General features: G+C 68.8%; 11 protein-coding genes and 1 pseudogene. 5 read left to right on the forward strand and 7 right to left on the reverse strand.

Translation table 11 applies throughout. From position 1 onward, the window contains the following. Positions 1–66: 66 nt before the first annotated feature. The 4 genes and pseudogenes from C593_RS0110980 to C593_RS0110995 all read right to left on the reverse strand — a co-directional run bounded on the left by C593_RS0110980 (position 67) and on the right by C593_RS0110995 (position 3,863). The gene (locus tag C593_RS0110980; RefSeq protein WP_026277574.1) at positions 67–1,182 is read right to left on the reverse strand and encodes a hypothetical protein; all 1,116 of its coding nucleotides are present in this window, start codon (positions 1,180–1,182) and stop codon (positions 67–69) included. Positions 1,183–1,951: 769 nt separating this feature from the next. Then, positions 1,952–2,498: pseudogene (locus tag C593_RS29405) on the reverse strand (RNA polymerase sigma factor); the annotation flags it as partial. Positions 2,499–3,072: 574 nt separating this feature from the next. Further along, positions 3,073–3,642: an ATP-binding protein gene (locus C593_RS33315; protein ID WP_018847352.1), complete on the reverse strand. Its 570-nt coding sequence runs from the start codon at positions 3,640–3,642 to the stop codon at positions 3,073–3,075. Further along, entirely contained in the window at positions 3,642–3,863 is a 222-nt protein-coding gene (locus tag C593_RS0110995; protein ID WP_018847353.1) for a hypothetical protein, read from the reverse strand. Before C593_RS0110995 ends, C593_RS33315 begins: the two co-directional genes overlap by 1 nt. A 115-nt stretch (positions 3,864–3,978) precedes the next feature. Between C593_RS0110995 and C593_RS0111000 the strand changes: the two genes are divergently transcribed. Beyond that, the gene (locus C593_RS0111000; protein WP_018847354.1) at positions 3,979–4,824 is read left to right on the forward strand and encodes a Scr1 family TA system antitoxin-like transcriptional regulator; all 846 of its coding nucleotides are present in this window, start codon (positions 3,979–3,981) and stop codon (positions 4,822–4,824) included. Next, complete coding sequence (locus C593_RS0111005; RefSeq protein ID WP_018847355.1) at positions 4,811–5,089, forward strand: DUF397 domain-containing protein; 279 nt, start codon at positions 4,811–4,813, stop codon at positions 5,087–5,089. The genes C593_RS0111000 and C593_RS0111005 overlap by 14 nt, the downstream gene beginning before the upstream one ends. A gap of 61 nt (positions 5,090–5,150) precedes the next feature. On the opposite strand, the gene C593_RS0111010 is transcribed toward C593_RS0111005, so the two are convergent. From C593_RS0111010 to C593_RS0111020, 3 genes are all read right to left on the reverse strand, one after another. Continuing rightward, the gene (locus C593_RS0111010) at positions 5,151–5,459 is read right to left on the reverse strand and encodes a DUF7677 family protein (protein WP_026277575.1); all 309 of its coding nucleotides are present in this window, start codon (positions 5,457–5,459) and stop codon (positions 5,151–5,153) included. A 197-nt stretch (positions 5,460–5,656) separates the two neighbouring features. Next, on the reverse strand, positions 5,657–7,231 hold the full coding sequence (locus C593_RS30975) for a S1 family peptidase (protein ID WP_158686824.1): 1,575 nt from the start codon (positions 7,229–7,231) through the stop codon (positions 5,657–5,659). A 184-nt stretch (positions 7,232–7,415) separates the two neighbouring features. Next, the gene (locus C593_RS0111020) at positions 7,416–7,931 is read right to left on the reverse strand and encodes a hypothetical protein (RefSeq protein ID WP_026277576.1); all 516 of its coding nucleotides are present in this window, start codon (positions 7,929–7,931) and stop codon (positions 7,416–7,418) included. A gap of 364 nt (positions 7,932–8,295) precedes the next feature. On the opposite strand from C593_RS0111020, the gene C593_RS29420 reads away from it, so the two are divergent. From C593_RS29420 to C593_RS0111030, 3 genes are all read left to right on the forward strand, one after another. After that, entirely contained in the window at positions 8,296–12,186 is a 3,891-nt protein-coding gene (locus C593_RS29420; protein ID WP_020610287.1) for a polymorphic toxin-type HINT domain-containing protein, read from the forward strand. Positions 12,187–12,233: 47 nt separating this feature from the next. Continuing rightward, positions 12,234–12,572, forward strand: coding sequence for a hypothetical protein (locus C593_RS32990; RefSeq protein ID WP_158686825.1), 339 nt, complete (start codon positions 12,234–12,236; stop codon positions 12,570–12,572). Between the two features lie 865 nt (positions 12,573–13,437). After that, positions 13,438–13,950 carry a hypothetical protein gene (locus C593_RS0111030; RefSeq protein ID WP_018847362.1) on the forward strand — a complete coding sequence of 171 codons (513 nt, stop codon included), beginning with the start codon at positions 13,438–13,440 and terminating at the stop codon, positions 13,948–13,950. Positions 13,951–13,971: the final 21 nt, after the last annotated feature.

Consider the following 13,971-nt stretch of genomic DNA (forward strand, 5'->3'; position numbering starts at 1 on the left):
ACCAGTCGGCTCACTTCTTACTGCGCCGTAGCCCCGAAAAACGTCACACCCGGCGGAGCAGCCGCGTCACACCGGAAGAAGTCGCAGGTCAGAGGCTTGCGTCAGGGCTGTCTGCGGCAGCGGCGCCAGGGCCGTCCGCGGCAGGGCCGCCTGCGCCGGGGCCGCCTGCGGCAGGGAGAGACGCGGCAGGCCGAGGATCCCGCCCGGCCGGCTCGCGTCGCCGGAGTCGCCCACGTCGCCGCGTCCGTCCTGGTCGCGGCCCTTGTCGTCGCGGCCCTCGTCGTCGTCACGGCCGTCGTCGCCGTCACGGTCGCCCGAGCCGCCGTCGCCGCCGCTGTTGCCACCGGTGCCGAATCCGCCGCCGGAGGCGTCGGAACCGCCCGCGAGCAGGCGGTCGCAGAACCGTTTGATCCGCTCCGGGCCCTTGGCCCAGTCCTCCAGGCGCTGCTTGTGCTCGGGGGCCAGGCGTCCGCTGCGGTAGTCCTGGCACGCCTCGACCGCCTTGCGCCACCGGGCCGCGCCCTGATCGGTCCCGGGCGAGGAGGGGGTGGCGCGACCGCGCTCGTCCTCGCGCTCGGGCGGCGTCGTGGCGCCCGGCCGCGGCGTCTCCTCGTCGGGGCGACGGGTGTCCGGCGGCGGCGCGGGCGACGTGGTCACGGCCTCGGGGGGTGCGGTGACACCGCTCCCGGCCTCGCCGTCGGCGGACCGCGAGCTGAGCGGTTCGGGCGTGGCGGCGGAGATCGAGGAGGCCGGGAGGGGGTGGTCGTCGCCCCGGAACGGGGACGGCAGCACGCCGGTGCCCGCCGCGACGGCGACCCCGCCGAGGGCGCAGCCCGCGAGGGCGGCGGCGAGCCCGAAGCGCAGAGGTCTGCCGAAACGCACCCGGCGCACGCCGGGCGCGGGGCGGGTGACGGTCACCGTGCCGAGGGAGTCGCCCGCGGGAGCGGCGGCATCCGCCCGGGTCTTGCGGAACGCGGCCAGGGCGGCGGCCTCGCCGGGGAGTTCACCGTCGTCGAGCCGGTACGCCGGCTCAGCGGCGCTCTCCCGAGCAGCACTGTCCAGGGCGGCGAGCAGACGGGCGGCCTCCAGACGGGCGTGCTCGTCGGCGGCCTCGACCGGTTCGCCGCGCAGCAGGTGCTCCGCCGCGTCCCCGTCAAGCCACTCGTAGCGCTCGTCCGCCATCACATGTCCTTCTGCGTACGCGCACGCGAATGCGTCACACCGGCGGAAGCGGCGGCTCCGCCGCTCCGGGCGCGTTGCGCAGGCAGTCCGTCCAGGTCCCGGCCCGACGGATCGCCCCGGGTTCCGCTCCCGAGGTAGCCGCTGACCTGGTGTTTCATCCCGACGGGGAAGGCGGGCCCGCCGGGTGTCCGCTGAGCCGGACCGGGTGTCCGCTGAGCCGGACCGGGTGTCCGCTGAGCCGGACCGGGTGTCCGCTCCGGGGGCGGGGACGCGGCGTCACGCGGGCGAACGGAGCTCGAGAGTGTGGCGTCACTCGGGAGCGCGGGGTCGCCCGGGGGTGCGGGGTCCAGTGGCGCGGCGTCACGCGGGCGGGCGGGGGTGTGCGCGCCGACGGAGGCGTCGGGCACGGGGGTGGCGCCGGGCACGGGGGTGGTGGGCCCGGGGGCAGGGGGTGCCGGTGCGGCGGGCGCGGGGGCTTCGGGCGCGGGACCGGTCGCGGCGGGACGCGTCGCCGTAGCGGGACCGCTGGGGCTCGCGGGCCCGGCCGGGCCGCGGGTCTGGCGGGGGACGCCGGGCGCGTCGGCGCCGGTGCCGCCGGGGCGGGGGCCGGGGCCGGGGTCGGTGGCGGGGCCCTGGCCGCCGGACGGGCCGTGGCCGTCGCCCCGGTCCTGGTCGGGGCCGTGGCGGTCGTCGCCGTCGCGGTCCCGGGCACGGGCGGCGAGGGACGCCGGGACCACGTCCGTCTGCGCCCCGGCCGTCCCCGTCCCGGTCTCGTCCAGCAGTTCCGCGAGCCGCTTGAGCCCCCGGTGCGCGGCGGTGCGCACCGCGCCGGGCCGCTTGCCGAGGGTCTGCGCGGCGCTCTTCGCGTCGAGCCCCACGACCACCCGCAGGACGACGGCCTCGGCCTGGTCCTGCGGGAGCTGGGCTATCAGGGCCATGGTCGAACCGGTGCTGAGGGACTCCATCGCCTCGACGGCGGTGTCCGAGTCGGCGGGGCGGCCGGTCAGCTCGGTCTCGTCGCCGCCGACGGCGGGCCTGCGCCCGCGCATCCGGATGTGGTCGAGGGCCCGGTTGCGGGCGATCCGGGCGGCCCAGCCGCGGAAGCGGTCCGCGTCGCCGCTGAAGCGGTCGAGGTCGCGCGCGATCTGGAGCCACGCCTCGGAGGCCACGTCCTCCGCGTCGGTCTCGCCGACGAGCGTGCGCACATAGCCGATGAGCCGCGGATGCACGGCGCGGTACACGGTGCGGAACGCGTCCTCGTCCCCGCCCTGAGCCGCGAGCACCGCGGCGGTCAGCTCCGCGTCGTCCCCCAGCACTACCTCAACCTGTCTCAATCGCGGCTGGTCACCGCCGCGCCACCCTGCGCGAACCAGCACGCTACGTCCTTTTCCGGGTGCCCGTCCATGCCTAGTACAACCCGCAACAACCTAACAACGCGGTCCTGTGTGACAGAAAACGCATGCTCGGCGCTGAAGGGAGTACGGGGTGCCACTGCGACCCCGTTGCGAGCGACGACCGGGGCCTCTCCTGTGGGGGGTGGCGGCCCCGGTCGTCCTTCATGATCGACAGGGTGAGTGTTCTCGCCACCGCCCCGCGGTGTCCCGCCGGGCCCGAATCCGTAATGCATTCGATACCGGGATCCGCAGTTCGTTGCTGACCGACGGATCAGTCGGACCATGGTCGCACGCGGCGCCCGCCGCGCCGGGCGCGGGGCGTCCCGAGGCGGGTGTCCGGTGGCAGGCGCCCCCGGACACCCGGTGCCGGGGCACGGCTCCGCGACCGGCAGCCGGGTGCGCGAGGCGGGGGCTGCGTTCGCGCCATGACATCCGACCCCGACGCCCGCTGGTTCCTCTACGACGAGGTGCTGATCCGCGACGAGTCGGGCGTCGGCTACTGGGCCAGGTCCCGCGACACGGCGGCGCTGGACCGGGTCCGCGAGGCGCTGGACGGGGAGTGGCTGTACTGAGCCTGCGCCTGCACCTCCAGCGGCGCCTCCTCCGATTCCTCCTCAGCCTCGCGCCGGACCCGGTAGGCCGTGCCGCCGAGCACGAGCGCGTGCGTCGGCGCGGACGGGGCACACCCGTCCGGCAGCCCCTCGGCCAGCTCGCACCAGACGGTCTTGTCGGCGGGCCCCTGGTCCACGCCCCAGCGCAGGGCGACCGCGTCGAGCAGCGCAAGCCCCCGGCCGCCCTCCTCGTCCACGGCCGGGCCCGCGCGGAGGACGGGGAGCACGCGAGGGTCGGGGTCCGTCACCTCCAGCCGTGTCCGCCTCTCGCCGGGGACCACCCGGACCGCGACGGGCACGCCCTCGCCGACGTGCCGCAGCACGTTCGTCACCAGCTCGCTCACGCACAACTGGAGGTCGTCGCAGGGCCCGCCCGCGTACGCCCGCACGGTCCGCCGCACCTGGGCGACGGCTTCAGGGGTCGCGAGCAGCGCCATCGTCAGCGGTTTGCGCATCACGCGACTCCCCTGCGCAGGGCGGCGGTCAGCGCGCGGGCGGTCGCGAGGTTGCAGTTGCCGAGCGCGAGCAGCGGGCGGACGGGGTACGGGCCCGCGTAACTCGGCAGGTCGACGCGGAGCGACGGCAGCGTGATGCCGTGTGCGGCGAGCGCGTCCCGCAACTCGCCCGCGCAGACGTCGGGGTCGGGATCAGGGGCGGTGGCGGTGGCGTCGTGCATGTGGGGGTCAGCCTTCCTGTGCTTTCCGTGACGAACTACTCACACAGTGGCGTCGGCCTGGCTACCGTGAAAGGGGTTTCGGCAACACGGCGCGAAGTGTGGAGGGCGGGCACTCATGGCCGCACGCAAGGAGATCGACGGCTCGGCGAGCGTCCCGGCCTTCTACGGCAAGGAGCTGCGCTACCGCCGCGAACAGGCGGGCCTGACGCTCCAACAGGCGGTCGACGGCAGCTTCTACGGCGCGAGCTACCTGAGCGAGATCGAACGCGCGACCCGCCGCATGCCGGCGGACCTGGCCCAGCACATGGACCGCCGCCTGAACACGGACGGCTTCTTCGAGCGGCGTTGCGAGGATGTGCGCAACGCCAAACAGGACGCGCACGCGGAGTACTTCGCGCCCATCGCGGAGTCGGAGAAGCGTGCGGAGACCATCGAGGAGTGGGCCAACGCCCTGATCCCCGGCCTGTTGCAGACCGAGGACTACGCTCGGGCAGTCATCCACTCGACCCACCCGCTGGACCTACCCCACCAGGTCGATTTCAAGATCCGCAGCCGGGTGGAACGAGCGGAACTGTTCGACGACCCCAAGAAGCCGGAATACTGGGTGATCATGCACGAGTCCCTGCTCCGGGGCTCCTTGCTACCCCCGGCTCTCATGGCCGAGCAGTTGGATCGCATCACCGAGCTGGCCGCGCACCGGCGCATCGTTCCACAGATCCTCCCGTGGAACGCGGCCACCCAGCCGTTCATGCAACTCTCTTTGATGTTTCTGAAGTTCCTGGATCAACCGCCGCTGATGTACACCGAAGGCCCCTACCACGGCCAGACCTTCGACGATCCGACCGCTGTGCGTCAGTACCACAAGGCATACGATCGGCTGAGGGCCGCCGCGCTGTCTCCGGAGGCGTCCCTGGCCCTGATCGAGACCACAGCCGAGGACTACCGAAATGCCGCGCATTGACTTGAGCGCCGCCACGTGGCGCAAGTCCACCTACAGCAACGGCGACGGCGGCGACTGCCTCGAAGTCGGCGAAAGCTTCGCCGGTTCCGCGCGGTGGCGCAAGTCGTCGTACAGCAACGGCGACGGCGGCAACTGCGTCGAGGTCTGCGATGCCCACCCCGGCATCGTCCCGGTCCGCGACTCCAAGGTCCCCGACGGCCCCGTCCTCACCGTCACGGCCCCGGCCTGGACCGCGTTCGTCGGGCACCTGGTGTCTCGCGGCTGAACGCTTCAGCCGGCACTCTCCCCCCACCACCCCGACGCTGTCCGGGTATCGCGCGCCGGGGTCAGTAGAGCTGCTGCTCCCACGATTCGATGGCCGGTTGTCCCTGGGGAAGGCGACCGGTGCAGTAGCGGTGGAGCCACGTCGCCGCGCGGCGCTCCGCGTACCTTTCGTTGACCGGCTCGCCATGCCCGTCCAGCTCCAGGACGTTGGCGAAGATCGCAAAGCAGATCTCCATCTGGGAGGGAGACTCGCGCAGTTCCTCCCAGTAGTCGATCCCTTCCAGCATCGGATAGCCCACCGTTCCCTGAGCGACCCGCCCAGCGAACCGACGGAGGGCTCCCGACGCACCATGGCTCATATGTGACGGCATGCGAGGAATCTAGCCGCAGCCACGGTACGCCGGACCCGTAGCTCTGGCCGTGCGGCAAGGAGGGGTACGGAGGGTGCGGCGGGCGGAGAAAGGTTCCCACGCTCCGTCGAGTGCCGCCCCGCAGGCTGCCTGCGGGGCGGCACTCGACGGCGTTGCGCGCAGCGGCCCTCGGGCGAACCGCTGCACGGCAGTGGTCGTCAGTCGTCGACGCTTCCGGTCAGTGCGACGACCTCCGGCTTGCCGGGGAGGTTGTGCAGGTCCTCGACGTCGTCCCAGGAGCCGTCTTCGTGCCGGGTGGTGTGCAGGATGCGCCCCTCCACGGTGGCGAAGGCGACCTGGAACTCACCCGCGACGCCGGTTGCGTCCAGGCTGGCGAGCGGCTTGGTGACGCCCACCTTCGATCCGAGGTTGCCGAAGCTGGTCCAGCTTCCGTTCTCCCTGCGCGTGGCGTGCCGCAGCTCTCCCGCCGGGCCGGCGACGACGACCTGCAGCTCGTTGCCGATACCTGCGTAGGTCATCGCGGAGAACTCGGTCAGGCCGGTGGGCAGGGAGGCGATGCCGCCCCACTTCGTCCAGGATCCGTCCGCCTCGCGGATGGCGTGGTACGCCTTCTTGTCGGCGACGACGCCGACGTGGGTGCGGCCGTCGGAGGTGCGGGCGATGGTGAGCTGCTTGGCGTTGCCGAGCATGCCGAGCTTGGCGGTCACGTCACCCCACTTGGACCACTTCTCGTCGGGGTCCTGGATGGCGTGGTAGACCCTGCCGTTGGCGAGGCCGATCAGGCCGAGGCTGCGTCCCATGGAGGTGACGGCGACGGTGGTGAGGCCGGGCTTGTTGCCGAGTTCGTCGGTGATGTCCCGGAAGGGTGCCCAGCCTCCGGTCGGGCGTCGGTTGGCCTCGTAGAGGCGTCCGTTGCCGCCGACCGCGAAGACGTAGTTCTTGCCGTAGTTCGCGGCGTTGGCCGTGTAGGCGAGGTCCTCGATACCGCCGGCGACCTTCTGGACGTCCCCGAAGTTCGACCAGTCGCCGTTGCTGTCGCGCATCGTGTGGAAGAGCCCGGTGTCGGTCTTGGTGACCATCTGGGTCTTCCACTTGGTGAGCGTGGCCGCGGTGGACTCCTTGATCCACTGCCCGAGGTCGTCCACTCGGACGGCCTCGGCGCCGGTGCGCGTCTCCTCCGAGCCGAGGCACCCCGCGTGGGTGGAGCGGGTGACGATCCCGGCAAGCTCCAGGCGGCCGTCGGTGGACCGGACGGCGGGGGCGCCCGCGTCTCCCTTGCACACCGTCGCACCGCTGACCTGGACGGAGGTCGGCTGAACCTGGGTGACGGTCGACGTACCGGTGCGCGGCGCGTTGGGCACCCAGGTGGTCCTGGTGCGTCCGAAGCCGGTGATCCGCAGGGACTCACCGGCGCTCGGCGCAGCAGTCGCGGGGCGCAGCCGGCCGATGCCGTAGACCGGCGCCGACAGCCGGGCGAGGACAAGGTCACGGTCCTGTCGCGGGACGAGGTGAATGATCTGACGCTCCTCCCCCTGCGTGCTCCTGAGGTCGAACCGCCCGATGATCGCGGTGGACTTCCGCTTGGGCGCGCCGGTGGGCACGGATCCGGACGCGGGATCGGCGAAGCAACTGGCGGCGGTCAGGAGCCAGGTGTTGTTGACGAGCGTGCCCGAACACGAAGGACCGTCAGCAACGCTGATCTTGGCGGTGAAGCTGTGCGCGGGGTCGGCCGTGGCCGCCCCTGCGAGCGCATGTCCCGTGGGGGCACTCATGGTGCCCGCAGCCAGAGCGGAGGCCAGGACAGCCGCCCACGTGGTGCGTGTGCGGAAAGTCGACATGGTGTTCTCGGATTCTGTCGGAGGTTTCGAGGGAGGCCGCGTGGCCGCTCAGCAGGTGCGGCACCGGGTGCGGAAGGAGGGCATCCACGAGCGGTGTCGCGCTGTGCAAGCTGGGGCGTCAGCGCGGTACGCGAAGCTCGACGACTGTGGCGCTCGGGTTGGCGAGACCTTCGCCGAAAGGCTGGAAGTCATTGGCACCCGCGTTGATCACGGTCTCCTTGCCGCCGGCCGTGATGGTGGCGGTCACGGGGAAGCCGTGGGTGCGAAGGGCGAACGCCTTGGGCAGCTCCAGCGTGAGGAAGCCGGGCCTTGCCCGGACGTCGAAGCAGAAGTCGACGTTCTCCGCCACGCGGTTCTTGACGATGATGTCGTTGGATCCGTCACAGGCAACGAAGACGATGTTCCCGTCACCGTTCTTGAGCAGGATCTTTTGCTCCTGGTGGATGCGTTCCGCGTCGGGGTAGGCGCCGTCCTCCACCGCGGAGGACAGGGGCAGCTCGTCAGCAGCCGAGGCCGCCGTAGCGAGCGCCGGCTCAGCCGGTGGAGGTGCGGCATGCACGGTCAGGCCCGCTACGACGGCGGCAACTGCGGTGAGACAGGCGAGGAGTGCCTTGCGGGCACGGGTTGAGGCCACTGGTTCCTTCTGGAGGCAGCGCAATACGCACTGATGTGCGAGTGGATGATGTCTGCGCAGTAAAGCATATGTAAGGATCATGGAAAGCTCTGGTGTGTGGCCGTCATATGCGCCACGACAGCGCCCTGTTGACCGGCCCACCTGCAGTACGTGAACCCTGCACCGGTGCTGGAGTCCCGCCCGAAATCCTGATGACGGAGACAAGTTCCCAATGAGATCACGCCCCCCGATAGGGCGAAAATTCGCCAAAATAGGCGGAAGATCGCTACTACGACGACTCAACGTCGCCCTGCTCCTGCCCACCGCACTGACCGTCGGCCTGGTCGGATCTGCATCGGTGTCAGCCGCCGAAGATCCAGCGGAGATGGTCGTCGACTACTGGGCCCGGATGGCGGTGGTCAACCACTGGGAAGACGGCGGAGCCGGCGTCAGGGAAGCGGCCGAGAGAGCTCTCCTCGGTTCAGACCAGGACATCCGCGACTTCTTCGCGACAGTCGAGGCAGTGCGGTTCGCTGACGACTCCGTCGCCGCGACCCGTATGGTCGCCGTCGGCGGCCCGGGTGTGCGCGAAGCCGCGATCGAGGCCCTGGGTGGAACTCCGAAGCAACTGGAGACGTTCCTCGTCTCCGGGTGGCAGGGGCCGCTCGACGCGGACCGTCAGGTCGAGATCACGCGCCTCATCGCCACCGGCGGGGCCGGTACGAGGGAAGCAGGCGTTGCCGCGCTCGACGGTACGGCGGCCGATCGCGAGAAGTTCCTCAACGAAGGCCAGTACACCGCCCAGCGCGCCGACGACCAGGTCGAGGCCACCCAGCTCTACGCCTCGGGTGGGCCCAACGTGAAGGCTGCGGCCCTTCTCGCCCTGGACGGCACACCGGCGGACATCGCCGAGTTCCTCGCGGTCGGCCAGCACGTGGCCCGCAACCGCGACCAGGAACACACGACCATCGCCCAGCTGGCCAAGCAGGCCAAGCAGGCCGGCAAGGAGGCCGAGGACGCGAAGAAGGCTGCGGAAGAGGCCTCGAAGCGCGCGGTTGCGGCGTCCGCGCTCGCGAAGAAGGCCGCCGAAACCGCAGCCCGCGAAACGGAGGGCGCCAAGAACGACGCCAGGACCGCCTCTGTCAAGGCGCAGCAGGCCGCCGACGCCGCCCGCGCTGCAGGAAGTGCCGCGCAGCAGGCCATCGGCTCGGCGGACGCAGCCAACCGGGCGGCGCGCACGGCAGCCTTCGCCGCCGCCCAGACCGCGTCGGCCGCTACCGCGGCGGCCAACGCCGCCAACAAGGCGTACAACGCGGCGATCGCCGCAGGCAAGGACGCCTCGAAGTCTGCGGCGGCGAAGACCGCCGCCGCGACCGCCCTCATGGCCGCGACGCTGGCCGAGGGGTCCGCGGCAGCAGCCGACATGGCGAGCAAGGCTTCAGCCGCCGCGGCGACCGCAGTCCGGGCCGCAGGCAGCGCCGGCGCCAACGCGAACGCCGCCGCTGACGCGGCGAGCACGGCCGCGGACCACGCCGCTGCAGCAGGCGGGCACTCCGCCGACGCCAGGGCCGCCGCGGCCGAAGCGCGCCGCCACGCCAAGGCCGCCAACGCCGCGGCCGCCAGGGCCGCCGATCTGGCCGACGTCGCGGCCGCAGCCGCGGCTGAGGCCCGCACAGCCGCGAAGAATGCCGCCACCCATGCGCGCAACGCGGCCGCGGCGGCGAACCTCGCCGCAGAACACGCCGGCGAGGCGGCCAACCAGGCAGGCAAGGCGAACGAGCACGCGAGTGCTGCCAAGAAGGCATACGAAACCGCCGCCAACGCGGTGACCACGGCCAAGAAGACCTTCGACATCGCCCGCAAGGCCGAGGCCAACGACCTCACCACACGGACCGAGGCGGCCGTCGAGCGCGCACGCAGCCGACAGGGGCTTCTGTACGGCGCCGTCAGCCACAGTGCCGAACAGGAGGCCGACCGGCGTTCCCTCGACACGACAGCACGGGCTCTCGCAGCCGAAGCGGACGAACCCGACACGGACAAGGCAGCCCTTGCCGACAAGGGTCGCAAGCTCGCACTCCAGGCCCTCAAGATCCTCGGCCCCGTGAGCAAGGACGCCGCAGCCAGAGCACTGGCAGGAAGGGACCAGGACGTCCTCGATTACCTCAGCACCGGCTGGCCGGAAGCACAGCAGCGCGACGTCCGTGAACAGGTCGTCGAACTACAGCACCTGAGCCCCTATCCCTCCGTCCGGAAGGCCGCCACCGACGCACTCAAGGGCAGCCTCACCGACATCGGAACGTTCCGGAACACCGGCCAGTACACCGCCGGCAAGACCGACCTGGCCGTCGCTGCCACCGCTCTCTACAACTCCGGCGGTCCAGGGGTCAAGGAAGCAGCCCTTGCCGCACTCGACGACGGCAGCGGCATCGCGCTGGCCCGATTCCTTGAGGTTGGCCAGTACTCGGCACGATTCGCAGACGAGTCCGTCACCGCCACCCAGCTCTACGGCAACGCCGACAGCGGTCCGGAGGTCAAGGCGGCGGCTCAGATAGCCCTGGCCGGCACCCCCGACGAAGTCCACCACTTCGTCACGGTCGGGCAATACACGGCGGACCGCAAGGACAAACTCACCCAGCAGCACACGGCCCAGGTCTCTCGCCTCATCGCTGAAGCCTCCCTCGTCGCCGAGAAGGCCCACCAGGACCGCTGGCTCGCTGCGGCTGCCGCAGCACGCGCCAACAACGCAGCCGCTGCCGCACAGGATGCTTCCGAAGCAGCCAGCGCATCCGCCAAGAAGGCCGACAAGTACGCCGACGACGCCGACAAGGCCGCCAACGCCGCAGAAAGCAGCGCCGCGCAGGCCAAGCAATCCGCCAGCAAGGCTCGCAGCGCCGCAGACCGCGCCAACCGAGAGGCAGACGCGGCAGAGAACGCAGCCGCACAGGCGGAAGCCTCCGCAGCATACGCCCGGACTTCAGCAGAACATGCGGGCGACGCCGCCGATGAAGCGAGATTCGCCGCCCTCGATGCCGGCAAGAACGCCGAAGACGCCACAGCAATGGCAGGCAAGGCCTGGGAGGAAGTCAAGCGCGAACTCGAAAAGGAGATCGCGCAAGAACTGAAGAAGGCCGCCGACGAGAAGGCGAAGCAGGATGCTGCTCGCGCGCCGGGCCGAAAGGCCGCCGACGACAAGTGCGTCGTCCTGATACCCAGGTCGCACCGATGGGATGACTGCGCGGAAGTGTCGGCACGCAATCAGCAGGTAGGGAAGATCTACGAAGTAGGACTCCCTATAGCATGGGCACTGATCGGCGCCGAGGACATCCAGAAGTGTATAGAGGACCCAGCGCTTGCTGGATGCGCAATGGCTCTCGGGCAACTCTTGCCACTCGGCAAAGTTAAGCTGCTGGGCAAAGCAATCGACAAGATCGAAGAAATAGCCAAGGGAGCACGAAAGAGGCGACACGAAACGCCGTCGAACTGCCCCACCAAGAAGAAGCACAGCTTCCCGGCCGGAACGCAAGTCGTCCTGGGGGACAGCACAACCCGCTCGATCGAAAAAATCGCTCTGGGCGATCAAGTAATCTCCACTGATCCCAAGACTGGAGTCACTCAACCGCGCCCAGTAGACGCAACAATACACACCCCGGACGACCGGAACTTCACAGACGTCGAACTCGCCGGGGAGCGCGGCAGCATCACTGCAACCGACCACCACCCCTTCTGGTCGGAGAACAAGGGGAAGTGGGTCGACGCCGCAGACCTGAAGCCCAACGACACCCTGCGGCAGCCCGACGGTTCGGCCGTTCCGATCGAGAAGGTCAGCCACTGGAAGAGCTCACAGGACGCCTACGACCTCACCGTCAATGGATTCCACACGTACTATGTGCTGGCGGGGGCGACGCCGGTACTCGTCCATAACTGCAATGGAAGGGATCCCGTCAATGGTGGGCTCGATGACGAAACCTATAACCGAATAGACAGTGCGCACGGCCCGGATGTAGCCGACGGTGTCGATTACCAGGTGCAGAGGATGCATGACGGGTCCTCTACTGCCGCGGATCACGATCTTCCTGGTATCGGGCATGACCCTGATGGGTTGGCTTCCTACTTTGCGTCATGGCGAGGCAAGATGACGCATACGGATACTAGGACTGGATCGCGTGTGGCATACGACTCCAGTCGAGGCGTGCTGATTGTAACGACTGGCCGTAACATCCACGGTTTTAGGTACAGTCAGGACGCCTTTGAAAGTGGGAGGTATGTGACGCCATGAGGGTAAAGGTTTCAGCCACGGAGACTCGCAATGGAGTCCTCTTGCGGTTGACGGAAGTGCAGAAGCAGTTGATCTGCGAGACGCTCATGTTCCACGCGGATCGCCCCGATGGGGATCGCCCTTCGATTGTGCGCATCGGTGTCGATCGCGTAAGCGCTGCACAGCTAATAAAGAAGGCTGCCGGGCAGAATTCAGAGTTCCAGCTAAATGAGATTCACGTACTGTTTGCGGCATTGGTTTCTACTCCAGCCATGATGCCATCTGAGGAGGTGTTCTATGAAAGGATCGGCTTCTTTCGGGAGCAGGCACTTGCATTGGCTGGCGGGTTGGTGAGCGCCATCGGGGAAGCACCTGACTGGACTGGAGAGCCTCCCGGGAGCGCTTAACCGGGGGCTATGCCTTTATGTAGTTCCGGGGGTCACTTGGGGCTTGTGACGGCATGCAAGCGCGAATATGAAGCCCCGTCAGGCATGTCCTGGCGGGGCTTCTGTGTGGGGTGACGGCAGTAGTTGACGCAGCGGCAACGTCAGCGGACGGAGACGGCGCGGAGCGGCGGTTCGCCACCGTCGCCGTTTGCCGGCTCAGTGCTCTCCGGGTTGCCGAGCACTGCGCCGAGATGGGCCACGACTTTTGCCACTGCACCACCCGCGCCCCCCCTCCGCGCCGAACCCGGGGCATGGCAGTAGCGGGCCCCGCCGCCCGTAGGCTCTGATGGCAGTAGCGACGGCAACAGCCACGGATTTCCCCACACATCCACGGACACCAGCGGAACGCAAATTACGCGCTGACCTGCGAAGAAGCAAGTAGGAACGGCCTGGCCTGCACACGTACTATGTGATGGCGGGCACCACTCCGGCACTCGTTCACAATTCTGACGGGTTCCCCTGCAACGTCAACTGGTCATTCAAGAGTGTCAAGACCTTTGGGCACACGTTTAGCGATCACGGAAAGAGCGTGGCGCAGCTTGCGGACCGCGCTCGAAAGAAGGGCGAGCCGCAGGGGCGTTGGACTGACAATGAAGCAGCGGCTAAGTTCCTGCAGAGTGTTTGGGTTGATGGGGCAGGAGCTCGCACTGTGCGAATACCGGAGGGGTTGGGTCAGGTTGTGTTCGAGGATGGAACAACTGCTATCGCCCGGGCCGCTCTACTCGTTCCAAGCAGGAATGGCCTGTACAAGCCAGCCTATCCAGTGTTCGGTCCAGCGTCGTAGCTGGAAGCGAGTGAAACTGGCGAAATTTGAAGGCGAAGTGGAATGACTTTCGAATTCAGCTTGTCTCGACCGTCTGAAATCACTACGTCAACCCTGGCCTCCGAGCCCCTGGAAGACAGCGATGAGTACGAGTACCTTGTGATGCGGGCATGTGGAATCTTGTCAGAGATTGGCTGCACGTTCCACATTGCAGGGTTTGGCAGTGAAGATTGGGGGTTCGATGTGTCGTACGACATGTCAACCCTGATGGAGCAGCTGCCGGAGTTGCTGGAAGGGCTGGCATCGGATGGACGCGGCGAGATCGACTTCTACTCGCAGGGCGTAGAACGGACCGTCACCTTCGAGCTAGCGGGGGAAGCATACGCACTTCGCTGTCACTCGAGGACCAACTGGCAACCATCTCCTGAAGTTGAATACATCGATTCCGCCAGGATGGAAATCATGCTTACGGAATTGATTTACGAATTCTTGTCCGGCCTGGAAGCTGCTTCTTCGGAGATTCCCTCGCTAGATCCCTTTCGCGCTTGGCGCAGCGGGCGGCGGAAGCTCTTCTGAGCGTTTGAGTCGGTGCCCCAC

This window comes from Streptomyces sp. CNT372 (genome assembly GCF_000377145.1).